General features: G+C 74.7%; 9 protein-coding genes. 1 reads left to right on the forward strand and 8 read right to left on the reverse strand.

The window, feature by feature from the left end:
• Positions 1–36 precede the first annotated feature (36 nt).
• The 7 genes from ACFWW9_RS24280 to ACFWW9_RS24310 are packed head-to-tail and all read right to left on the reverse strand — an operon-like array spanning position 37 to position 22,389.
• Positions 37–2,688 (reverse strand): alpha/beta fold hydrolase, encoded by a 2,652-nt coding sequence (locus ACFWW9_RS24280; RefSeq protein WP_390382089.1) that lies wholly within the window; start codon positions 2,686–2,688, stop codon positions 37–39.
• A complete protein-coding gene (locus ACFWW9_RS24285; RefSeq protein ID WP_390382092.1) occupies positions 2,685–9,371 on the reverse strand; it encodes an SDR family NAD(P)-dependent oxidoreductase in 6,687 nt (2,228 codons plus the stop codon). The genes ACFWW9_RS24280 and ACFWW9_RS24285 overlap by 4 nt, the downstream gene beginning before the upstream one ends.
• A gap of 37 nt (positions 9,372–9,408) precedes the next feature.
• Positions 9,409–10,713, reverse strand: a complete 1,305-nt coding sequence (locus tag ACFWW9_RS24290) for an FAD-dependent oxidoreductase (RefSeq protein WP_390382095.1) — start codon at positions 10,711–10,713, stop codon at positions 9,409–9,411.
• Positions 10,714–10,718: 5 nt separating this feature from the next.
• Complete coding sequence (locus tag ACFWW9_RS24295; protein ID WP_390382098.1) at positions 10,719–11,594, reverse strand: ACP S-malonyltransferase; 876 nt, start codon at positions 11,592–11,594, stop codon at positions 10,719–10,721.
• A complete protein-coding gene (locus ACFWW9_RS24300; RefSeq protein WP_390382101.1) occupies positions 11,591–16,855 on the reverse strand; it encodes a beta-ketoacyl synthase N-terminal-like domain-containing protein in 5,265 nt (1,754 codons plus the stop codon). The genes ACFWW9_RS24295 and ACFWW9_RS24300 overlap by 4 nt, the downstream gene beginning before the upstream one ends.
• A 30-nt stretch (positions 16,856–16,885) precedes the next feature.
• Complete coding sequence (locus tag ACFWW9_RS24305; protein WP_390382104.1) at positions 16,886–17,692, reverse strand: polyketide synthase dehydratase domain-containing protein; 807 nt, start codon at positions 17,690–17,692, stop codon at positions 16,886–16,888.
• Entirely contained in the window at positions 17,692–22,389 is a 4,698-nt protein-coding gene (locus tag ACFWW9_RS24310; protein WP_390382107.1) for a beta-ketoacyl synthase N-terminal-like domain-containing protein, read from the reverse strand. The genes ACFWW9_RS24305 and ACFWW9_RS24310 overlap by 1 nt, the downstream gene beginning before the upstream one ends.
• 260 nt (positions 22,390–22,649) lie before the next feature.
• On the opposite strand from ACFWW9_RS24310, the gene ACFWW9_RS24315 reads away from it, so the two are divergent.
• A complete protein-coding gene (locus ACFWW9_RS24315) occupies positions 22,650–23,903 on the forward strand; it encodes an MFS transporter (RefSeq protein ID WP_390382110.1) in 1,254 nt (417 codons plus the stop codon).
• Positions 23,904–23,906: 3 nt separating this feature from the next.
• Here ACFWW9_RS24315 and ACFWW9_RS24320 read toward each other — a convergent pair.
• On the reverse strand, positions 23,907–24,868 hold a 962-nt coding region (locus ACFWW9_RS24320), incomplete at its 5' end, for an SDR family NAD(P)-dependent oxidoreductase (RefSeq protein ID WP_390382113.1).

Raw genomic sequence — 24,868 nt, forward strand, 5'->3', positions numbered from 1 at the left:
CTCGGGGTGATCGATCCTGTCGGTGGGCGGTCCCGGTCACGCCGAGAGCGCCCAGAACCCGGTCAGCGCCTCGTTGACGGCCCGACCGGCGGTCAGCGGCGCGTAGTGGCCGTGACCGGGGAGTTCCCGCACGCTCGCGCCCGGCACGGCGGTGAGCAGAGCGGCGGTCGCGGTGTCCACGACGCAGTCGCCGCCGCCGCGCAGCAGCAGACAGGGCGCGGTGATGGCGGGGAGGTGGTCCACGACGTCGAACGCCGACAGCGCGGCGAAGTACGCCCCCAGGACGTCCATCGACGCCCCGGCGGTGAACGCGGCGGACAGGTCGCCGCCCCGGTCGAAGACGGCTTGCAGCAGGCCGCCGTGCACGCGCAGCTCGTGGCGCAGGTCCAGGGTGCGCTCGAAGACGTCGTCGTCGTGGCGGGGCGCGCAGTTGACCAGCGCCAGCGACCGGACGCGGCCGGGGTGGCGCAGTGCGACCAGCGCCGCGACGCACCCGCCCAGCGACCAGCCGACCAGGTCGGCGCCCGCGTCGCCGACGGTCTCGGCGACCTCGTCCGCCAGCCGCTCCAGCGAGAAGCGGTCGCCGTCGAACGGCGTCGAGCCGTGGCCGGGGTACTCGGGGACGAGCACCCGACGGCCGGCGGCCAGGAGGGCCGGGATCTGCTGGGTCCACGCGCGGTGGTCGGCGTTCATCGGCGGCAACAGCACGGTGGTCGGCCCCGCGCCCCGCTCGTGCCACCGGAGCTGCGGGCCGGGCTCGGCCGTGGTCACCTCGGCCGTCTTCGCCGGGGCCGTCACTGCGGCCGTCGTCATTGGCGCGGCGCCGGTCGCGGCGACGGCGGCGGCGAGATCGGCGACCGTGGCGAAGCCGAACAGGTCGCGGGCCCGGACCGGGTTCTCGACTTGCTGGTACGGCGCGAGGAGCTGGACCGCCGACAGCGAGTCGAGTCCGAGTGACGCGATCGGCGTCGCGGGGCGGACGCGGTCCTCGCCGTCACCGAAACCGAGCAGGGCCGACAGCTCGACGCACAGCCGCTCGGCGACGGGCGCGGGTTCCTCCCGCACGGGCGGGGCGTCGTCGAGCACCCAGTGGCGCCGGGCGCGGAACGGGTAGTCCGGCAGGGTGATGTCGGCCAGTTCGGCGGGCGTGGTGAGCCGCCGACGGAGGGCGTCGGTGTCGCGCTCCCGCCAGAGGTCGACCAGTGCGCGCGCCTCCGGGTCGAGCCGCGCCTCGTCCCCGACGACCCGCCAGTGCTCCCGGCGCGGGCGGCGCAGCAGCAGGTGCGCGAGGTCCCACCAGCGTTCCTCGGGGAGGTTCTCGGCCAGGTCCCGGACGCGGCGCTCGAGCACGTCCAGGCTCTCCTCGGACTCGGCGGACAGGCAGAACGGCAGCCCGTGACCGGTGTGCGGCGGCGGGGTCGACCGCGACGGCCTGCGGAGCACGACGTGCCCGTTGGACCCGGTGAAGCCGAACGCGCTCACGGCCGCGAGCGGCTGGTCGGACGGCCACGGCAGCGGGGTGTGGTTGACGGTGAACGGCGCGAGGTCGAGGTAGGAGACCGGGCACTCCGGGGGCGCGGCGGGCGGGATGGTCCCGTGCTGGAAGCCGAGCAGCACCTTGATCACGCCCGCTAGGCCCGAGCACACCAGCGTGTGGCCGATGACGGGCTTCACCGCCCCGAGCAGGCAGTCCCCGACGCCGTCGAAGGCGGACTTGAGGCCTTCCAGCTCCAGCGGGTCGCCCAGCTCGGTCCCGGTGCCGTGGGTCTCCACGTAGGCGATCCGCGTGACGTCCACGCCGTCGCGGCCGTGGACCCCGGTCATCAGGCGGGCCTGCGCGCGACCGCTCGGCGCGGCAAGGCCGTTGGTGGTGCCGTTGTGGTTGAGGCCGGTGGCGACCACCGCGCCGTGCACGCGGAGCCCTCGGGCGCGGGCCTCGGCGTGGCGCATGACCACGACGGCGGCCACGCCCTCGGCGGGGACGAACCCGTCCGCCGCGTCGGTGAACGGGGCGCTGACGCCGGTCGGGGAACTCATGCGCGAGTTCCGGGCGAAGTCGAGCACCTCGGACGTGCTGAACACCGACACCGCGCCGACGATCGCCGCGCCGCAGTGGCCCGCGCGCACGTTGAGCAGCGCCACGTGCAACGCGGACAACGAGGACGAGCACGCGCTGTCCAGCGTGATCGAGGGGCCGCCGATGTCGTAGTAGTAGGAGATCCGCCCGGAGAGCGTGGACGGCGCGTTGCCCAGGAAGCTGTGCGCGCCCGACGCGACGTCGGGGCGCTGGGCGACGAGGGTGCGGTAGTCGCCGGGCAGTCCGGTGGCGAACACGCCGCACTGCAACTCGCGCAGGTCGTCCTCGGACAGGTGGGCGTCGTCCACCGCGTGCTGCACGGACTGCAACAGCAGGCGCTGCTGCGGGTCCATGCACTTGGCCTCGTTCGGCGAGATGCGGAAGAACCGTGCGTCGAACTCGTCGTGCCCGTCCAGGAAGCCGCCCGCCATCCCCTCGACGCCCGGCCTGCGGTCGGTCGGGCCGAGCGCGCCGCGCCCGGACAGCAGCCGCCGCCAGTACGCGTCGAGGCCGTCGGCGCCCGCGAAGCGGCAGGCCATGCCCACCACCACGGGTGTGTCGTCGGTGATCAGGTCCTCGTCCACCTTCGTCCTCTCGTCGTGGTCGGTCACTCGAACCAGAACCCGGTCGGCTCGAAGGCGTAGCCCGGCAGCGCCAGCCCGCGGTACTCGCCGTCGGCGAACAGCGCGGGCCAGTCCAGCTCGGCGCCGTCGAGGTAGCGGGCCCGCACCGCGTCCAACGTCGCCCGGTACCCGTGCTCGGTGTCGTCGGGGACCGCGATCGGTTCCGTGGTCAACCGCTTGCGCTCGCGGCGCGGCACCTCGTCCGGCCGCGCGGCCTCGGCCTGGGCCAGCAGGTCGGCGGTGTCCGCGGCGAGCCAGGCCAGCCGGTGCTCGAAGTGGTCGCGGCCGGTGGCGAGGGTGTGCGCGATGTCGGCCAAGTCGGTGTCGGGGGCGGCGCGCAGCCCGCGGACCAGCGCGTCGCGCATCGCGGCGAGCGACCACGCCGACCGGGCGCTGAGCACGACCAGCCGCAGCGGGCGCGACGGGCGGCGGACCGGCGCGGGCGGCGGTGGCTCGGACAGCACCGCGTGCGCGTTGGACCCGCCGAAGCCGAACGAGCTGATGCCCGCCACCAGCGGCCCGGTCGCGGTCCACTCCTCGTTGTGCCGCAGCAGCCGCAGCGGCGAGCCCTCCAGGTCGATCAGCGGGTTCTGCTCGGTCAGGTGCAGGTTGGCGGGCAGCTCCCGGTTGCGCAGGCACAGCAGCACCTTGAGCAGCCCGGCCATGCCCGCCGCGGGTTCCAGGTGGCCGACGTTGGTCTTGACCGCGCCGAGCGCGACCGCGCCGGGCGGTCGGTGCGGGACCAGCCGTTCCAGCACCGTGCGCAGGGCGCCGACCTCGATCGGGTCGCCGAGCGCAGTGCCGGTGCCGTGCGCCTCGACGTAGGACAGCCGCTCGGCCAGTTCCGGGGTGTAGGCCTTGGTGAGCAGCGCGACCTGGGCCTCCGGGTTGGGCGCGGTGAGCGAGTTGGCCCGGCCGTCGTGGTTCTCCACGACCCGTTCGAGGACCGCCAGCACCGGATCGCGGTCGCGGCGGGCGTCGCTCAGGCGCTTGAGCACCACGCAGCCCACGCCCTCGCCGCGCACGTAGCCGTTGGCGTCCTTGTCGAAGGTCGCGCACCGGAAGTCCGGGGACAACACGCCGAGCCCGGTGGCGGCCTCGGTGGACGCCGGGTCCACGAGCACGCTGACCGCGCCGACGAGCGCGACCTCGCACTCCCCCGCCGCCAGCGACAGCACGCCGCGGTTGAGCGCCACCAGGGCGCTGGAGCACGCGGTGTCGACCGTCTGGCTGGGGCCGGTCAGGTCGAGCAGGTGCGAGACGCGGTTGGCCAGCATCGCGTGCGCGTTGCCGGTGACCGAGTACGCGTGCGCGCGGTCGGGGCTGTCCCGCAGCAGCGCCTGGTACTCGGCGAACTGCACCCCGGCGAACACGCCGACGTCGCACACCGAGCCCGGCGCCAAGCCCGCGTCGAGCAGGGCGTTGTACGCGGTCTGGAGGAACAGCCGGTGCTGCGGGTCCATCAACACCGCCTCGCGGGCGGACACGCCGAAGAAGGTGTGGTCGAAGCGGTCGTAACCGTCGATGGTGCCCGCGAAGCAGTCCTGGTCGAGGCCCTTCCAGCGGTCCACGCGGCGCACCGCGCTGCGGTTGTCCACGAGCAGCCGCCAGAAGTCGTCGAGGTCGTCGCCGCCGGGCAGGACGCCGCTCATGCCGATGACGGCGATCCCGTCCCGCTCGGGTGCGCGTGCCGGCTCCCGTGACAATTCCGGGGACAATTCCGGGGACGGCTCCTCGGGCGGCGGGAGCGGTTCGGGGTCGACGGCCACGCCCCGATCGCGCAGGTAGTGGCTCAGGGACTTGATGTCCCGGTAGCGGAACAACGCGTTCGGCGGGGTCTCGACGCCGAACGCGGCTCCGACGCGGGCCGAGAGCCGCTGGAGCATCACCGAGCTGTAGCCGAGGTCGCCCCAGGAGGCCTCGACGGTGACGTCCGCAGGCCGCAGGCCGGTCTGCTCCCGCACCAGGTCGGCCAGCCGGGTACTGATCTCCTCCACGGACGTGGTCGCGACGGCGTGGTCCTCGGGTTCGAGACGCGGCGCGGGCGGGTCCAGCAGGCGGGCGCGGAGGACGGCGGTGTCGCCGACGCAGGCCAGCACCTGGTGGCAGCCCTCGGGCGTGCTGTCGACCAGTTCGGTGAACAGCCGCGCGCCGCGGTCGGCGGTCAGCGGCTCCATGCCGAACCGGTCGCGCAGGTAGGCTGCGAGCGCGCCCCGCTCCGCACGGCTGCCGTCGGAGGCCAGCCACAGCGGCCAGTCGACGGACAGGGTGAACCCGGAGCGCTCGCCGCGCGAGACCTGCCGGGCGCGGTCGGCGGCGAACTCGTCCAGGAACCGGTTGGCAGCGATGTAGTCGCTCTGCCCGACGTTGCCGAGCACCCCGGAGATGGAGGCGAACACGCAGAACAGGTCCAGGTCGAGCCGGGCGGTGGCCTGGTCCAGGTTGCGCGTCCCGAGCACCTTCGGCGCCAGCACCGCCTCGGCGTCGGCCGCGGTCTTGGTGTGCGCCAAGGAGTCCCGGAGCACGCCCGCGGAATGGATGACCCCGTCGAGCCCGCCGAGCCGGGCAACGACGCGATCGACCAAGTCGTGGGTCTGCTCGGCGGAGGTGACGTCGGCGCGCTCGTGGCGCAGGCCGTGCTCGGCGAGCCACGCCAGTTGCCCGGCGTCCGGCGCGGACCGACCGACCACGACCACCTCGGCCCGGTGGTGCTCCACCAGGTGCTCGGCGATGGCCCGGCCGACCTCGCCGAAGCCGCCGGTCAGCAGGTACCGACCGCCCTCGCGCAGCCGGGCGGCAGGCTCGTGCGGGACCTCCGCCAAGTCGCGGACCCGCCGGTCGCCGTCGATCACGCGGACCTCGGTGGCGTCGCCGTCGGCCGCCAGCTCGGCCAGCAGCGGCGCCCACCCCGCCGCCGACGTCCGCAGCCGCACCGAGCGGACGTGCGGGTTCTCCTCGGCCACGCCGTGCAGGAACCCCGGCATCGCGCGGGACTCGGGTGAGTCGTCCTCCCGCGACACGCTCAGCACGGTCGACGAGGTGGACCGGTCGTGCAGGAACGCGGCGAACGCCACCATCTCCGCGACGGTCCACTCGCGCCGGACGTCCACCCAGTGCAGGTGCTCCGATCCGGCCCGGTCGGCGAGGCGGGCCAGCGCGCCGGAGTCGAGCAGGTCGTCCGGGCCGACGCGCAGGACGTCGAGGTCGGGCGGCGGCGTGGGCCCGTCGCCGCCCCGGTCGTGCACGAGCAGGATGCGGCGCACCGGCCGTCCGGCCTCGACCGGGCTCGACCGCCACACCGGGGTGAGCGGGAGCGAGTCGGGCGCGCGCCGGGCGGGACGGGACGGGGTGGCGCGGCGGTCCAGCGACGGGACGACGTAGCGGTCCGCGGCGAAGGGGTAGAGCGGCGCGTCCACGAGCATGGGGACGGGGAACAGCGGCGCGAAGTCCGGGGTGCGGCCGTCCAGGTAGTCGGTCGCGGCCCGCGCCCAGGCGTCGTCGACCTCGGCGCGCGGCTGCTCCCCGCCGGACAGGACGTCGAGCAGTTCCGGGAGGTCGCGGACCCAGTGGCCGCGGCGGCTCCGCAGGTGCTGGCGGGCGCGGCACAGGGTCCAGCTCAGCCCGTAGAGCGAGGCGTCCGGGTTGGCCCGCAGGTGGTCGGCCAAGTCGGCGGCCCGCCTGCGGACGGCGTCCTCGTCGCGGCCGGAGAGCGGGATGAAGCACCACGCCGGAGTGGGCGGGGTCGGGGTGGGAGCGGCGAACTCCTGGATGATGGCGTGCCCGTTGGACCCGCCCGCGCCGAACGAGCTGAGCCCGGCGAACCGGGTCGACCGGGGACCCGCGGGCCACGGTCGCGCCTGCTTGACCAGAGCGAACCGGGAGTCTTCCAGGTTCAGCTCCGGGTTCTCCAACTCGCAGTGCAGCGTGGGGACGAGCGTGCGGGTGGCTAACTGCCGGACGACCTTGACCAGTCCGGCCAGCGCGGCGGCCGATTCGAGGTGGCCGATGTTGCTCTTGACCGCGCCCAGGTGCGCCTCGCCCAGATCGGGCCCGCCGTAGGCGCGGACGAGGGCGCGAACCTCGATCGGGTCGCCCAGCGCGGTGCCGGTGCCGTGCGCCTCGACGTAGGTCACCGCGGCGGGGTCGAGGTCAGCGCGGGTCAGCGCGGCGGTGATCACCCGGTGCTGCGCGTCCTCGGACGGCACGGTGAACCCGGCGGTGCGGCCCCCGGAGTTGATGGCGGTGGCGCGCAGGACGGCGTGCACGCGGTCGCCGTCGCGCAGCGCCGAGGAGAGCCGCTTGAGCACCACGGCGGCGCTGCCCTCCCCCGGCACGTACCCGTCGGCGGCGACGCCGAAGGCGTGGCACGCCCCGGTGGGGCTGAGGAACTTGCCCTGGCTCAGCAGCCGGTACTTGCCGGGGTGCGGCATGACGTTCACGCCACCGGCCAGCGCCACCTCGCAGTCGCCCGCGCGGATCGCGGTGGCGGCCAAGTGCAGCGCCGTGAGCCCGCCCGAGCACATCGTGTCGACCGCGACGCTGGGCCCGTGCAGGTCCAGCGCGTGCGACACCCGGTTGGCGATGGCGGCAAAGGAGCTGCCGACGACCCGGTCGGGGCTGTCGAGGTCCTGGTAGTGGCCGAACATCGCGGCCACGAACACGCCCGCGTCGCGCTCCGGGCCCGCGAACCGGCCCGCGTCCTCCCAGGCGTGGTACGCGGTCTGGAGGAAGCGGCGCTCCTGCGGGTCGAGTGCGGCCGCCTCGGCCGGGGCGATGCCGAAGAACACCGGGTCGAAGTCCAGCGCGTGCGCCAGGAACCCGCCGTGGCGGCCGTGCGCCGACCCCGGCTCGTCCGGCTCGGGCGAGTAGCCGGGCCGCCAGTCCCAGCGGTCCTCGGGGATGACCCGCACCGCGTCCTCGCCGCGCAGCAACGACCGCCAGAACGCGTCCACGTCGTCGCCGTTGGGGAACTCCCCGGCCAGTCCGATGATGGCGATGTCGTCCGGGCGGTGGTCGCCGGGCGACACCGTCGGCTCGGTCGGCTCGGGGATCGGGCTCGCCGCAATGGGCCGGGGCGCGGGCGGGGTGTCGCCGGGCGCGACCGGTCGGGCTTCGGGCTCGGCGGGGCGAGCCTCGGTCGGGACGTCGCCGAGGTGGGCGGCCAACTCGGCGGGCATCGTGTCTACCAGGTGGTCGGTCAGGGCGGCGATGGTCGGGTGCTGCAAGACGAGCGCGCGGCTGACCCGGCCCCGGCCGCCGGGGTCAAGGCGCGTCTCGACCTCGCGGCTGATCCGGACGCTGCCGACGCTGTCCACGCCGTGGTCGAGCAGGTTGTCCCGGTCGCCGACCCGTGTCAGCCCGGTGTGCCGGACCACGACGTCGCGCACCCACCGCGCGGCACGGGCGCGCAGGTCCACGGGGGTGGGTTCGGCGCGGTGCTGCTCCTCGCGGGGCTCGGGGTCGAGCCGCACGTCGCCGTCGAGCACGACCAGCCGCCGCACCCCCGCCGCGAGGCCGTCGACCAGCGCGGCGCACGCGGCGTCCGGGTCCAGCGCGCGCAGCCCGGACGTGCCGTCGGGCATCCGCATCCCGTCGGTGTCCCACAGCCCCCAGTCGACGCAGAGCCAGTCGGCGGTGTTCTCGGCCAGTCCGCCCAGGAACGCGTTGGCCGCGCCGTAAACGGCCTGGCCCGCGTTGCCGGTGATCGCGGTCAGCGACCCGAACTGGACCACCCGGTCCGGGCGGTGCGGTCCGCGCAGCGCGGCCAGCCCGAGCGCCACCCCCGCCTTCGGCCGCAGCACCGCGTCGAGCGAGTCCGGGGACAGGGTGCACAGGAGGCCGTCGCGCAGCACGCCCGCCAGGTTCACCGCCAGCCGGATGGGCCCGAACCTCTCGCGCACGTACCGAAAAGCCTCGTCCAGGGCGTCCGGCTCGTCGGCCGGGACGCTCAGGTGGACCGCCGCGCCCGCGTCGCGCAACGCCTGCGCGCGCTGCTGGTCGGGTGTCCCCCGGCCGAGGACGACGACCCGTGCCCCGAACCGGTCGGCCAGGTAGCGGCACAGCCGCAGGCCGATCCCGCCCGCGCCCCCGACGAGCACCACGGTGTCGCCCGCGCCCAGGACGTCGCCGGGACGGGCGGGCGCCAGGTCGGCGGGCCGGTGGACGACGCGCGCGATCTCGTCGCCGGTGGCCTCCAGCCGCGTGCCGGGGTGCGCGGCGGCCGCCGCGATCCACGCCGCCAACCGGTCACCCGTGACGGGCCCGTCGTAGCGGACCGAGGTGTGCAGCAGCGGCTCCTCCAGCGCGGCCGACACGGCCATGCCGTCGAGCAGCGGGGCCAGCGCGTCGGTCCGCTCCGCCAGCACCACGAGGTGCGCGGGCCCTCGCGCCGCGCACACCGCCCGCACGAGGCTCAGGCAGGCGCGGGTGAAGCGCAGCACGGTGTCGTAGGCGGGCGTGCCGTCGCCGCCCCACGCGACCACGAGCGTGTCGGCCGAGGTGACGTCGTCGCTCGGCGGCGCGTCGCGCAGCGGGTCGACGCGGCGGTGCTCGACGCCCGCGGCGGACGCGGCGGCGGCGAGGTCGTCGCGGTCGGTGAGCAGCAGCGTCGTGCCCGCGGGCAGGCTGCCGAGCGCGGGCACGGGCTCGTGCCGGGCTAGCAGGACGTCCATGGGTCAAAATCCCCTCGTGAGTGCGCGCCGGGCGGGCTCAAACGCCCATGAAGTCCTCGACGACCCGGAACTGGGCGGCGGCGGTCGGGTCGTCGGCGAACGGGTGCGGCACCCCCAGTCGGGAGGCGACGACCATCGCCGAGACGACCGCCCCCTCATGGCCGGTGACGGTGGTGTCGGTGCCGCAGAACCAGATGCCGTGACGGCCCTGGAGCTGCGCCAGCCGCCGCTTGTGCCGGATGTCGGCGGGGCGGAGCTGGGGCAGCTTCCACCGCTTGCGGGTGATCACCGCGGACTCGGCGATCGGCTCCTGCGGGTCGAAGGTGATCAGCACCGGCTCGGCCACCCCCCGGTAGGGCTCCAGCGCGTTGCAGTTGCGGGTCAGGCTGCCGGTGGCCTCCTCGGCCCGGTCGAGGTCGAAGCCCGGCGCCATCCGGAACTGGCAGTAGGCGTCGCCGCCGTCGAGCCAGCTCCCGTCCTGGTGCAGCACGCTCTCCACCGGCACGTAGGAGAACCCGTCGAGCAGCTCCTGGTGGCGCGGGCCCGCCTCGCGCAGCAGCTTGTGGGCGATGTCGGCGTGCGTGGCGACCACGACGCTGTCGAACCGGTGCTCCTCGCCGTCGGCCACCACGACCGCGCCGCCGGGCGTCGGCACGACGGCGTCGACGGCGGTGCCCACGCGGACCCGGTCGCCCAGCTCGGCGGCGATCACATCGAGGTAGCGGTGGATGCCGCCCTCGGCCTTGCGCCAGTAGCCGGGGGTGAAGAACGACAGCAGGTTCATGCTGAACGACAGCGCGACGTACATCAGCGTGTAGTCCAGCGACGGCGCGTGGCAGCCCGAGTAGATGCTCATGATCGGGTCGACCGCCTGGTGCTTGAACGCCCGCGAGTAGCCGTTCTCGTCGAGCCACTGGCCGATGCTCAGGCCGCGCAGCCGCTCGTCGGTGGACCCGACGACCTGGTTCATCGCCAGGTGGAAGCGGTCGAACTCCTCCAGCAGCTCCGCGCGCAGCGCCCCGTCCGCCCCGGTGTTGCTCCAGGTGCGGCCCTCGCCGGGGAAGGTCACCCGCACCGAGGACGGGGCGACGTAGCTGCCGATGCCGAACCCGGTGAGCAGCCGGTGCAGGTTCGGCGCCAGCTTCTCGGTGAAGTGCTCGACGCCCATGTCCACCCGCAGCACCCCCGCGGAGGTCTCCAGCGGGTGGCTGTAGGCGTGGCCGCCGAGGCGTTCCTCCGCCTCGAACAGCACCACGTCGTGGCGGCGGGAGAGCAGCCACGCCGCGACCGAACCCGCGCCGCCACCGCCCACGACCGCGATCCTGCTGTGCCCTGCCGTCATGTCGTTCACACCCGCCGCTCTGCTCTGGGCGGCACGCCGCCGAGGATCTTCCTGGTCAGGTCGGTCAGCACCGTGCCGGGCCCGATCTCGTGGAAGGCCGTGGCCCCGGCACGGGCCAGGTGCGCGACGGTCTGCCACCAGCGCACCGGTCGCACGAGCTGGAAGGCCATCTCCTCCAGCAGCCGGGCCGAGCCGACGACCTGCCCGGTGGTGCTGGAGACCACCGGCCGCCGCGGCTCCGCGAACTCGCGGTCGAGCAGGAACCGGACCAGCTCGCGGCGGCACGGCTCCATGTGGCGCGAGTGGAACGCCCCGCTCACCGGCAGCGGCACGCAGCGGTGCCCCTCCCGCTCCAACCGGGGCCGCAGGTCCGCGAGGCGCTCCGCGGTCGCGCTGAGGACGACCTGGTCGGGACCGTTGTAGTTGGCCACGTCCACGTCGAAGCAGTCCAGCCGCGCGAGCACCCGGTCGACCTCGGCGGCGTCGGGACCGATCACCGCGAGCATCCCGCCGCCCTCCACGGCCTGCATCAGCTCGCCGCGCCGGGCCACGATCTCCAGGCCGCCCTCCAGGTCCACCACCCCGGCGGCGAACAGCGCCGCGTACAGGCCCGCGCTGTGCCCGACCAGCACGCCGACGCCCTCCTCACCCACCCGGTCCACGTGGTCGAGGTAGGCCAGGCAGCTCACCAGGTACACGGCGGGCTGGGTGTGGGCGGTCCGGTCGAGCGCGCCGCCGCGGTCGGACCGGCACAGATCGGTCAGCGAGTAGCCGACGACCTCGTTCGCCCGTTCGCACAGCCGCGGGTAGCGGTCGAACAGCTCCACCCCCATGCCGGGGTGCTGCGACCCCTGGCCGGGGAACATCAGGACGTCGGTCATCCCGATCCCCCCGTACTCAGCTCCAGCACCTCGAACCGCCGGGGCGCGGCGGCGCCGTCGACCGCGACGGACACCACCTCCTCCAGCAGCACGAGTGGGTCGCCGTCGGCGTCGGTGAAGCGGAAGTCGAACGTGCGGGTGCGCCCCGACCCGCTGCCCGGCCGGGCCTGGCAGTGGCAGAACACCGCCTCGTCACGCGGGGCGCGCACGACCGTCATCTGCCCCAGGTGGTACGGGACGAACACCCGGCCGTCCGCGCCGTCGCGCGCCGACAGCAGGATCGAGAGCTGCATCCCCGCGTCGAGCAGCGCGGGCGACACCTCTTGCCCCCAGCTCCGGTCGACGCGCAGGAACGCGCGCACGGAGTCGGAGCCGACCTCGGCCCACCGCACGCCGCGCAGCGCGGAGCCGTAGTCGTAGCCCGCGCGCCGGAACCCGGCGTACACCTCGTCGGCGTCCACGCGGCGCAGGCCGGTCGCGTCCGGGACGGGCGTCCGGCCCACGTCGCCGGGCTCGGTGATCTCGGCGGTGCAGAAGACCTCGCCGCTGTCCCGGTCCACGAGCGACAGGTCGTCACCGCGGACCACGGTCTCGACCGCGCCCGGATCGGTGATCCGGCGCTGCCACAGCACGTGCGCCAGCGCTCCGGTCTGCGCGTGCCCGGCGAGCAGCGCCAGCGACCACGCGGCGGGCACGACCGCCTCACCCGCGACGCGGTGCGCGGCCACCATGCCGCCGAGGTCGCCGAGACCGGATTCGGCCGACTCCACCCAGTGCCGGTGGCGCAGGAACGGGTAGCCGGGCAGGGCGAGCGGTGGGCGGGCCGGGTACTGGGCGGACCAGTCGGGGTCGCCGCCGGACTCGAACAGCGCGGCGACGTCCTCGGCGGTGCGGTCGGTCGGCCCGTCGGCAGAGCCCGCGGGCGTGCGCCGGGTGCGGCGCTGGAGGTCGACGCCGAGCCGGCGGACGAGGTCGTCCTGGTCGCGGCAGACGATCGCCACCCGGTGCCGGAACGCGTCGCGGCGGCACGCCAGGGTGTGGGCGAGGGCGTCCAGGTCGACGCGGCGATCGGTCAGCGCGGCGCGCAGGTCGTCCACGAGGAGTTGGAGCCCGGCGGACGTGTGGTGCGAGAGCGGAATGACGTAGCGGTCGCGGCCCGACCGCTCGGGCGCGGGCTCGGAGTCGACGACCCCGCGCAGGACGACGTGGGCGTTGGCCCCGCCCGCGCCGAACGAGCTGACGGCCGACACGAGCGGCAGCGACTCCGGCCAGTCGGTCAGCCGGGTGTTGAGCACGAACGGGGTGGCGGGGAAGTCGATGTGCGGGTTGGGGCGCTCGGCGTGCAGGGTGGGGACGAGCCTGCGGTGGCGCATCTGGAGCACCGCCTTGAGCACCCCGCTCAGCCCGGCCGCCGACTCCAGGTGGCCGATGTTGGACTTCACCGAGCCCAGGCGGATGCGCTCGGTGCCCGCCGCCGCGTAGGCCTTGCCCAGCGCCCGCACCTCGACCGGGTCGCCCAGCTCGGTGCCGGTGCCGTGCGCCTCGACGTAGCCGACCCCCTCCGGCGGGACGTCGGCGGCGGCCAGCGCGCGGGTGACGACCGCGTGCTGGGCGTCGATGTTCGGCGCGGTGTACCCGTTGGCGCGACCGCCCGCGTTGACTGCCGACCCGGCGATGACGCCGTGCACGCGGTCCCCGTCGCGCAGGGCGTCGGCCAGCGGCTTGAGGACCAGGCACACCACGCCCTCGCCGTCCACGAAGCCGTCCGCGCCCTCGCCGAACGGGCGGCAGACACCGCTGCGCGAGAGCATTCCCATGCCGCTGAGCAGCCGGAACTGTCGGGGGTGGGTGATCAGGTTGACCCCGCTGACCACGGCCTGACCGCACTCGCCCGCCCGCAGCGACTGGCAGGCCAGGTGCAGCGCGGTCAGCGACGCCGAGCAGGCGGTGTCCACGGCCATGCTCGGGCCGTGCCAGTCGAAGTGGTAGGAGGTGCGGTTGGCCATGGACCAGAACAGCGAGGTGGTCGGGGACGCGGCCGGGTCGGTGGGCGTGTACCACGCGTAGCCGCTGTTCATCACGCCGACGAACACGCCGGTGTCGCTGCCCGCCATCGTCTCCCGGCCGCGCCCGGCGTCGAGCAGGGCCTGGTAGGTCTGCTCCAGCACCAGGCGTTCCTGCGGGTCCATGACGGCGGCGTCGTGGGGCGTGAGGCCGAAGAAGGTGTGGTCGAACGCGTCGATGTCGTCCAGGAACGCGCCCCGGTCGGTGTAGCTCACCGGGTCGGCGCCCGCGGTGAGGTCGACGCGCCACCGCTCGGACGGCGCCGCGGTCACGGCGTCGACCCCGGCGACCAGGTTGCGCCAGAACTCCTCGACCGTGGGCGCTCCCGGCAGGCGGGCGGACATCCCCACGATCGCGATATCGGCCGCGCGCACCTCGGGCTCCGCTTGCGGGAGCACGGGTTCCGGTCGGGAGAACTCCGATTCCGGGCGCACGACAACGGGTTCCGGTCGTGGGGGTGTCGGTTCGGGTTGCGCGACAACGGGTTCCGCGGCGGCTCGCTCGGCGGGGAACGCGTCCCGCACGGTGTCCCCGTGCTCGTCCACCAGGTGCGCAGCCAGCTTCGCCACCGTCGGGAACTCGAACAGCACCGTCGCGGGCAGGTACCCCACCAGAGCCCGCAGCGGCTCCAGCAGCTCCACCGCGATCAGCGAATCGATGCCCATGTCCCGGAACGGGCGGTCCCGCTCCACCTCGGCCACGGCGAACCGCATCGTCCGCGCGATCAGCTCCCGGACGTACTCCTCCACGCGCTCGGTCACGTCGGCAGCGGCGGCCGGGGCCGAAGTCGGGGTCACCTCGGCGGTCGAGTCGACGGCCGGGGTCGTGACGGGCGCCGGGTCGGCGACCGGTCCGGCCCGCGCGACCAGCACCTGCTGCTCCGGGCCGCCGTGCGGCAGGACCTCGCCGAAACCCGCCTCGGTCAGCAGGCGCTGCCACTGCTCGCTCGCGAGCAGCGGGCTGTGCTCGATGCGGTAGGCGTCGCTGCCCGCCCACCACCCGTCGGTGAGGCCGAAGGTGAGGGTCGAGTAGTCCTGCCGGGCGGTGACCTCGCTGAGCACGAGGACGCCACCCTCGCGCAGCATCCGGCGCACGTTGCGCAGGGTCGCGGGCACGTCGGCGGTGGCGTGCAGGACGTTGGTCGCCACGACCACGTCGAACGCGCCGTCGTGGTCGGCGGGCGGGTCGGTGACGTCGCATATCTCGAAGCGCAGGAACGGGTGGTCGGCGAAGGCGTCGCGGGCCCGGTTGAGGAAGGCGTGCGAGAGGTCGGTGAAGGTGTAGGACACATCGCGCGGGTCGAGCCGGTCGAGCACGAACCGGGTGGTGCTACCCGTGCCCGCGCCGATCTCCAGCACGCGCAGCTCCCGGCCCGAGTGCTCCCGCTGGAAGGCGGCGACCACCTCGCCGGAGACGCGGTTGAAGTAGTCGGCGATGGGGTTGCTGCGGTAGACGGGGGCGACCAGCTCGAAGCTGCCGCCGGGGAACATCACCTCCAGCGGGTCCACCTCCCCGCGCAGCACGGCGGGCAGGTGCTCCACGCAGCGGTCGAGCAGCGCGAGGTGCCCGGCCAGCTCCGGGTGGCCGCTCACCAGCTCCTCGCGGGTGGCCGACGGCGCGTCGGGGATGTCGCGCACCGCGGCCAGCAGCCGCCGGTGGCGCGGGTGCGCCTCGGCGGGCAGCTCGACCCGGCGCAGCGCGGCCCGCGAGTACGCCTCGATCCGCCGCGCCAGCTCGCGGTTGCGCTCCGCGTCCGGGGTGTCGTCGGCGAACGGCGGCACCAGCGCGGCCAACCCCGTGGTCCCGGCGGGCTCGGAGTCCAACGTGGTCGAGGTGTTCTCGTGCTGCGTGATGTCCATGCGCCGCAACGCCTCCCGCGTCGCCTTCAGCACGGTGACCTGCCGGTGCTCGCCCGCCAGCAGGCGTTCGACCACCGCCAGCCCCTCGGCCGGTTCGACGGAGCCGATCCCGAGCCGCTCCATCCGCTCGCGGTACTCCGGCGTGGCCACGACGCCGACGCTGCCCCAGTACCCCCAGTTCACGACGCGGGTGTCGATCAGCAGCGCCTCGCGCAGCAGGTCGGCGTAGGAGTCGACGGCCACGCTCGCCGCCGCGTAGTTCCCCTGGCCCGGATTGGCCAGGTGGGACTGCACGGAGGAGAAGAACAGGCAGAAGTCGAGTTCGCGCCCGCGCAGGGCCTGGATGAGGCCGCGCGTGCCGTGCACCTTGGGGCGCAGCACGTCCAGCAGCGACCGGTCGGTCATCGTGGCGAGGGTGGCGTCGTCAAGCACCAGCGCGGAGTGCACCACGCCGTGCAGGACCTCGTGCCGGTCCAAGGCCCGGCGCAGGGCCTGCCCGTCGGCGAGGTCGACTTGGTGGTGGTGCGCGGCGGACGCGCCGAGGTCGAGCAGCCGCCGCCGCGCGGCCTCGGTCCGCTCGGGCGGTCGTCTGCCGACCAGCACGATCTCGGCCCGGTAGCGCTCGGCCAAGTACTCGGCGAGCACGCCGCCCAGACCTCCGGTGCCGCCCAGGATGGCGTAGGTGCCGCCCTCGCGGAACGCCGACCGCGACGGCCACTCCCCCAGCGACACCGGTCCCATCCCGGCGGTGGCGACCTGCTCGGCATCGACGCACAGCGCCTTGCCGGGGTGCTCCGGCAGCGGGAGGTCGAGCACGCGGGCCAGTTCCGCCGGGACGAGGTCGCGCAGGCACAGGCAGCGGACCCGCCAGCCGGGCCGTTCGGCGGCGAGGGTCCTGGCGAGACCCACGTGCACGCCGTCGACCGGGTGGGTCGCGCCGGGGAACAGCGGGCTGGTGACCGCCTTGTCGGTGACGACGTCCAGGGTGATCGCCCCGGCGCCGTCGAGGGAGCGCACGAGGCCGAGCAGGGCGGTCAGGTCCTCGTCCCGGACGCCGTCGGCCCAGGTGGCGCGGGAGACAAACACCAGGTGCGCGCCGGGCGCGACCACCTGCCGCCCGCCGTCGAGCAGCCGCACCTCGTCGTCGGGGAACGCCTCGGCCAGTTCCCGGCGCAGGAGCCCCTGAGAGGGCGGGATCAGGAACACCCTGGGACCGCCGGACGCGGCCGTGGCCTCGGGCAGCGGATCGACCGCCCACCGCGGCGCGAAGGCGATCCCGTCGACGTCGGCCCGGCGGACCGCGTCGCGGCGCTCGTGCTGTCCTGGGAGCTGGTTCAACGGATTTCCCTCTCGTGTGGGGGCCCGCGCTCAGCGGGCGGGCTTGACGCCGAGGTCGAAGACCGACAGCAGTGGCGTGTAGTCCTCGTCGAACACGGTGCAGCTCGTGCGGAACGGCGAGTGCTTCTCGGTGAGCACGAACGCCGACGCCAGCGGGAACTCCGGCCACCGGTGCGCGACCATCAGCCCCAGCGAGAAGGGCATCAGGCTGTCGCGGTGCTCGCCGATGGAGATGGCCATGCCAGCCTGGAACGAGCAGTCGAGCAGGTTCACCAGGTCGACCCGCGTGCCGTCGTTGCCGGTCAGCAGCGCCAGCGACGCCTGGCCGTGGCGCTGCACGTAGCTGATGCGGCGGAAGTGGGTGCCGTAGTCGATGCCCATCGCGGCGAACTCGGTGTAGATCTCGCGCCGGGTGAAGTGCGTGCGGGAGTCCTCGGCGACGCGGTCCCGCACCGCCGTGGACACGGCGGGGGCGCTCTCGCGGCGGTCGAGCAGCAGGGTACCCTGCCCGCAGCGCAGCCCCCGGTTGTCCACTGTGTACTTCACCGTCCGACCGTCCGGCGCGAAGGTGAAGCGCAGCACCAGGTCCAGCGGCTCGTCGCCCATGACCGGCCGCAGCCAGACGCCGTCCACGACTCCGTGCGCCCGGACGCCGGGACGGGCCAGCTCGACGCCGCGGAACGCCAGGTCCAGCCACACGACGCCGGGCAGGATGCGCCTGCCCAGCACGACGTGCTCGAGGAACCACGGGTGGTCCGGGTCGACCGCGGCCCGCACCGCGCCGGGGTCGCCGGGCACGAGCGTCAGGCCGGTCGCCGTCCCGATCCGCGCGGCCATCAGTCGGTGAACCAGAAGTCGGTGTCCGCGAACGGGTACGCGGGCAGGCGCACCGGGTCCGGGGCGCGGTCCGCGAACAGGCCCCGCCAGTCGACCGGGTGCCCGTCGAGGTAGGCGCGGCGGGCCTGGTCCGGGGTCGTGGCGTCGACCGGGGCGTCCGTCGGGAGCACGCGGACCGGCTCGGGCGCGGCGGCCAGCGCCTCCCGCAGCTCGGCGATCGAGGAGACGACCCACGCCGTCCGGTGGTCGAGGTGGTCGCGGCCCCGGCACAGCGTGTACGACAGGCCCGCCAGGCAGTTCACGCGCGGCAGCGCGTCGAGCAGCGCGGTGGTCAGCGCGCGCAGGGCCCGCGGGTCGCGCGCCGACAGCGGCACCAGGTGCGGTCCGCCGGACGCCGTCGGCCGGTCCGGTGGCGGTGGTGGCGAGGACAGGACGACGTGGGCGTTACTGCCGCCGAAGCCGAACGAGCTGATGCCCGCGACCAGCGGTTCGGGGCCGTCCCAGGTCTCGGTCTTGTCCACGACCTCGAACGGGGTGCCGTCGAGGGTGATGTTCGGGTTGAGGGCGCGCAGGTGCAGGTTGCCCGGCAGCGTCCGGTGCTCGAACGCCTTCACCACCTTCACCAGCGAGGCGATGCCCGCGGCGGCTTCCAAGTGCCCGATGTTGGTCTTCACCGCGCCCAGCCGCACCGGGTCGCGCGGCTCGTCGGGGACCAGTTCGGCCCAGGCGCGGGTCAGCGCGTCGACCTCGATGGCGTCGCCGAGCGCGGTGCCGGAGCCGTGCGCCTCTATGTAACCGGTGCGGGCGGCCAACTCCGGGGTGTACGCGTCGAGCAGCAGCGCGCGCTGGGCGTTGGGGTTCGGCGCGGTCAGCGAGTTGGCCCGGCCGCCGTGGTTCTCCACGGCGCTCTCGACCACGGCGAGCACCCGGTCCCCGTCGCGCAGCGCGTCCGCGAGCCGCCGCACCACCAGGGTCCCGTAACCCTCGCCGCGCACGTAGCCGTCGGCCGCCGCGTCGAAGGTGGCGCAGCGGTGTTCGGGCGAGAGCAGCCCCGCCGCGTGCAGGCCGTCGTTGACCTGCTGGTCGAGGATGAGGTTCACGCCGCTGACGACGGCGGTGTCGCAGGCCCCCGCGCGCAGGTCGCGGCAGGCGCGCACCAGCGCGATCAGCGAGCCGGAGCACGCGGTGTCCAGGGTCGCCGAGGGCCCGGTCCAGTCGAAGAAGGCCGACAGCCGGTTGGCCAGCAGGCTCGCGGAGGCGCCGACCAGCGAGTGCGGCGCCTGCCGGGCGGCGGCCCTGGCCTGCAACACGGCGTAGTCGGCGCCGGTCGCGGCCACGTAGCAGCCGGTGCGAGTGCCGCGCAGCTCCGAGGGAGCGCGGCAGGTGTCCTCCAGCGCGTGCCACGCCGATTGCAGCAGCAGCCGCTGCCTCGGGTCCATCCAGCCCGCCTCCAGCGGCGAGATGGAGAAGAACCGGGCGTCGAAGCCGCGGACGTCGGGGAGGAACCCCGCCACCTCGCCGGGCAGGCCGCGATCGGGGTCGGAGGGGCGGATCGCGTCCACACCCGCCACCAGCGACTCCCAGAACGCCTCGGCGTCCGGGCCGCCGGGCAGCACCGCGGCGAGCCCGACGACGGCCAGCCGGTCGTCCACGGCGGGCGGGGCGGTGTCGGCCGCGGGCACGGCCTGGTCGACCACGGGCGCGAGCCGGTCGGTCTCGGGCGCGGGCCGGTCGGCTGATCCGGCGAGGGCGTCGGCGACCGCGCGCAGGGTGGTGAGGCGGTAGAAGTCGTGGGCCTGGAAGGCGACGCCGTAGCGGTCGCTGATGCGGATGGCGAGGACGTTGAAGCCCAGCGACCCGATGCCCTGGTACCCCAGCGGCCGGTCGGCGTCCGGCGGCGGGACGCGCAGCTCGTCGGCGACCAGCCCGCGCAGCTCGTCCACGAGTCCGACGGCACCGGCCGGTCGCGGCTCGGGACCGGCCGCCGTCGCCCACAGGTCCAGCTCGGCGAGCGGACTCGCGGCCAGTGCCGTCGTGTCGACCTTCCCATTGGGCGTCAAGGGGATCGAGCGCAGGCGGTGCACGGTCTTGGGGGTGAGGTAGTGCGGCAGCGCGGCCCGGCAGCGCTCGTGGACGGCGTCGGCGTCGAAGTCCTCGTCGGCGGGCAGCCAGACCAGGCAACGCAGGTGCGGTTCGGGGTCCTCGGCGACGACCACGAACACGGTGGCGGCGGGCGCGGCAGCGCGGACCGCGGCGACGACCTCACCCGGCTCGACCCGGTACCCGTTGACCTTGCGCTGGTCGTCCTTGCGACCCGCGAAGACCACGCGGCCCTCCCCCTCGTGCCGCACCAGGTCGCCGGTCCAGTACCCGCGGGTGCCGTCGGACAGGGCGCGGAACGGCGTGTCCGGCGCGTTGAGGTAGCCCCGCGCGACGCAGTCGCCCGCGATCACCAGCTCGCCCAGCACTCCCGGCGCGACCGCGCGGCCCTCGGCGTCGAGGACGTGGTAGGCCGTGGCGCGGGCGGGGACGCCGAGGTGCACGTCCCCGGCGTCGGTGACTCGGTGCCAGCTCGACCAGATGGTGGCCTCGGTCGGGCCGTACATGGTGTAGACCGCGCAGCCTTGACCCAGCAGGTACGCGGCGACCTCGGGCTCCAGGTGCTCGCCGCCGCACAGCAGGGTCATCGGTCTGCGCGCCCGCCAGCCCGCAGCCGCCAGCACGCGCCAAGTGGACGGGGTGGCCTGCGCGAAGGTGACGCGCCCATCGAGGCGCGCGGCCAGCGCGGTCCCGCCGAGCCGCGCCTCGTCGGGCGCCACCTCGACGCTCGCCCCGCACAGCAGCGGCAGCAGCAGTTCCAGCAGCGAGATGTCGAAGCAGACCGGGGTCAGCGCGAGCACCCGGTCCTCCGGGCCGAGGCCGGGGTCGTCCAGCACCGAGAACAGGAAGTTGACCAGGTTGTCCTCGCTGACCGCGACGCCCTTGGGAGCGCCGGTCGAGCCGGAGGTGAACAGCACGTAGGCGGTGCGGTCGGGGTCGAGCGGAGGACGCGGGACCGCGATCGGAGCGGGCGCGAACGCGGTCACGTCGAGGACCCTGGCCGTGGGGAACAGCCGGGTGGCGCGCTCGCGGGTCGCGGGGTCGGCCAGCACCACCCGCACGTCGGCGATCTCCCCGGAGCGGGCCAGCCGCTCGTCGGGCAGGAGCGGGTCCAGCGGCACGAAGGTCCGGCCGACGAGCAATGCGGCGAGGTAGGCGACGGGCACGGCGGCCGAGCGGCCCACAAGCACGCCGATCGGGCCGGTGTCCCCGGCGACGGCGTGCGCGGCGGCGGACGCCTCCGCGAGCAGGTCCCGGTACCGCAGCGACCGGTGGTCGTCCACGACGGCGACCCGGTCGGCGTGGCGCACGGCGGAGTCTGCGAGCAGCGCGCCCAGCGCGTGGCGCTCGGTGTCGGCGCGCGGCGGCCCCTCGGCGACCGGGGCGTGCGGGCGTGCGGTGTCGCACTCCGCCAGCGGCCGGTCGGGGTGGGCGACGGCGAACCGGGCCAGCGCGAGGAAGTCGGCCGCGAACGCCGCCAGCGCCTCGGCCGTGACCAGGCGGGTGGACGAGTCGAAGGACAGGCGCACGCCCGTCTCGTCGGAGCTGAAGGTCAGGGTGAGGTCGCTGGAGGTGGCGGTCTCCGGGGTGCGCAGCCACCGGGTCTCGACGCCGTCGAGCGCGGGAGGCTCGGCGGGCAGGCTCGCGGGCGAGGAGTTCACCACGACGTTGAGCAGCGGACCGGTGCTCTGGCGCGCGCGCCGCGGGTCGGCCGCCGCCAGCGCCAGCAGGTCGAGCGCCGGGAAGTGCTGGTGCGGGCGCATGGCCTCGCGCTGGGCTCCCACCTCGCCGAGCAGTGCGAGCGTGGTGCGCGCGGACGGGTCGGCGGCCAGCCACAGCGGGAGCACGGTGGTGTAGCAGCCATGCGGGGCGCCGAAGGGCCGGGTGTCCACCGTGTGCGCCACCAGGACGGGGTGGTCGTCGTCGCCGACGCGGGAGTGCACGAGCGCGCCGGTGAGCGCGACCACGAGGTGCAGCAGGCTGGCGTCGTGCTCGCGCAGCAGGCGCTGCACGCCGTCGGCGTCCGCGCCGTCGAGCGTGTGCCGGACCGACACCGGGCGCGGCGCGGGCGGCGGTGCGGTGCGGGTCATGCCCAGCGGCTGGTGCAGCGGCGCGCCGTCCACCGCGTGCCGCCAGAACTCCGCGGCGGCGGCGTGGTCCGGCGGTGCCAGCGTCCACGCGCTCGACTCGGCCGCGAGGGGCTCACCCCGCCAGCACGCGGCGAGCGCGGCGAAGAACGCGGCGAACCCGCCCCCGTCGAACACCAGGTGGCTGAAGTCCAGGCGCAGCAACGAGGTGTCAGCCGATTCCCGGTGGTAGCCGAAGCGGTACGACTGCTGGCCCGCCGGGTCGAGCGCGGGGGCGTCGAGCAGTTCGCCACGGGTGGCGCACCGGCGCAGCACGCGGCGCGGGGCGGGGCGGGAGCGCGCCTCCAGGGTGTCGCCGACCTCGGTGAAGTAGTCGAACAGCCGCGGGAACGCGGTCACCACCACCTCGCGCAACGCGGCGTCGAGCCGGTCGGGGTCGACCGGCCCGCGCAGCACGCAGGTGTAGCCGATGGTGAGGTTCGGGTCGTCGGGGTTGGCGCGATAACGCACCCATTGGAAGCGTTCGTGAGCAGTCGCCTGCCGCCTCGTCATGCGATGGAAACCTTTCCCCACTCGTACGCGGACATGTCGGCAATCCGGTGGGCTTATTGATTTCCATGCTGTTCCGGCGGCACTCGTGAGGTCAAGGGGGCCGCGGTCAGGTCAACCGAACAGACGCGGCGGGCACAGCGCGTGAAGTTGCGCCGATCCGGAAATGCGGGTAAAGCCGTGCGCGGAAAGCACGAAAACCGACTTCGCAGAGGAGAGTCGTGCCCCAGAATTCACTGGCCCGCTTAATCCCCTTCTACCTCATCATCTTCATCGACAACCTGAGCGTCAGCCTCGTGCTGCCCGTGCTGATCCCCATCTCCTACGACCCGAGCGCGGGCCTGATCGCCGTCGGGGGCTCCGGGACGCGCGACGTGTTCTACGGGCTGGCGATCGGCCTGTACTCGCTGGCGATGTTCTTCGGAGCCCCGCTGCTGGGCTCGCTGTCGGACCTGTTCCAGCGCAAGCGGACCCTCGCGCTGTGCCTGAGCGGCCTCTTCGTGGGCTACGCGCTCACCGTGTGGGCGATGCTGAGCAAGGACGTGGTCCTGTTCCTCGCGGGCCGCGTGGTGTGCGGGCTGTTCTCCGGCAGCCTGCCGGTCGCCCAGGCGGCGATCATCGACGTCACGCCCAAGGAGCACCGGGTGACCGCCATCGGGCGGATCATGTTCTGGGTCTCGATGGGCTACGTGGCGGGCCCGCTGATCGGCGGCTACCTCAGCGACGCGACCCTGGTCTCCTGGTTCACCCTGCAAACCCCGTTCGTCTTCGTGGCGGGCGCGACGCTGCTGAACCTGGTGATCCTGCTGGTCACCTACCGGGAGCAGCGGGTCGCCAAGCCCGCGGACGGCTTCTCGCTGCCCAACCCGGTGGCCAGGCTGGTGGAGGCGTTCCGGTTCCCCGGCATCCGGGTGCTGTCGGTGGCGCTGCTGCTGATGTCGCTGGGCTGGACGGCGTTCTTCCAGTTCATCGGCCTCTACCTGACCGCGAACGAGGGCTTCGACCAGCGCACGGTCGGCAACCTGATCTCGGTGGTCGGCGTCGGTCTGGCGGCGGCGTTCCTCGTCTTCGTGCCGCTGACGGCGAAGTGGGCCCGACCGATGGCGGTGGTGCCCGCAGCGTTGCTGATCATGACGGCCTGCATCGTGGCGACCACGCTGACCGGCGCGGTGGCCGTGCTGTACCCGGTGGGCCTGCTCGGCGCGATCGGCTACGGCCTGGCCTACAGCGGGCTGGTCGGCCTGATGTCGGTGGCGGTGGACGACAGCCACCAGGGCTCGATCATGGGCATGGCGGGCGCCATCGCGGCGTCGAGCGCGGGCGTGACCGGGGTCGTGTTCGGGCTGATCGACGGGGCGGGCCTGCTGCCGATCCTGTCCGCGGCCGTGCTGGTGCTGCTCGCGGCCGTGCTGATGGGCGTGCGCTCCACGGCCGTCGAACCCGCGGCCAACGCCGGGGTCGATGGCAACGGCTGACGGTCATCGGGCCTGGTGGAGGGGGTGCGGCTGTCCCGCCGGCGGGACAGCCGGATCGTCCACGACCAGCGCGGAGCCGCGCCGGATCGGGGCGTCGAGCAGCAGCCGGACCAGTGCCGCCGCGACCGGCTCGACCGGGGCGGCGCCCTCCCGCGCGCCGGGGGTGTTGGTCTGCTCGGTCCGCAGCATCCCCGGCCGGGCGACGACGAACCCCACGTCGGGGTGGTGCCGGGCCGCCCAGGACACCAAGCCCTCGATGGCGGCCTTCGCCGTCACGTAGTGCGGCCAGTCCCGCGGCGGATCGCCCAGCGCCGACGAGGACACCACCAGGCACCGCCCGCCCGCGCGGTCGAGCGGGTCCAGCAGGGCGGCCAGCGGCGCGGTGACCAGCCGGGTGGACGCGCCGACGAACGAGTCGAACCGGTCGAGGTGCTCGGCGGCGACGTCCAGCGGCCGGATCGGCGGGGCGGCGGAGCACACGAGCAGGTCCACGCGCCGCCCCGTCCGCCGCGCCATGCCCCGGCCCCACTCCGGGTCGCCCGCGTCCCCGCGCGCGGGCAGCAGCGCGCCGGTCGACTCCTCGGCCTCGGCGAGCAGGTGGTCGGGGAACGGGCCGCGGTGGCCGACGTGCACCTCGCAGCCCTGACCGGCCAGTGCCAGCGCGAGCGCGGCGCCGAGCCCGCGACTGCCGCCGACGACCACCGCCGAACGGCCCGCGAGCCGGGACGACGGCGGCAGGAGTTCGGCGATGGCGGCCGAGGTCGGCGGCGGCGCGGGGGTGCGCACGACGGCCTCCACCTCGACCTCGACGAGCGCCCCGCCCGCGCAGGCGAGGCGGGCGCCGACGGAGAGCAGGCCGAAGCGGGGGTCGAGGTCCGCGACCTCGGCCGCGTAGGTCAGCGGCCCGGTCGCGCCCCGCTCGACCGGGCGCGACCGCAGCGACCGCCCGCCCAGCCGCCACCACA

Source organism: Umezawaea sp. NPDC059074 (assembly GCF_042738955.1).
Classification (GTDB): domain Bacteria; phylum Actinomycetota; class Actinomycetes; order Mycobacteriales; family Pseudonocardiaceae; genus Umezawaea.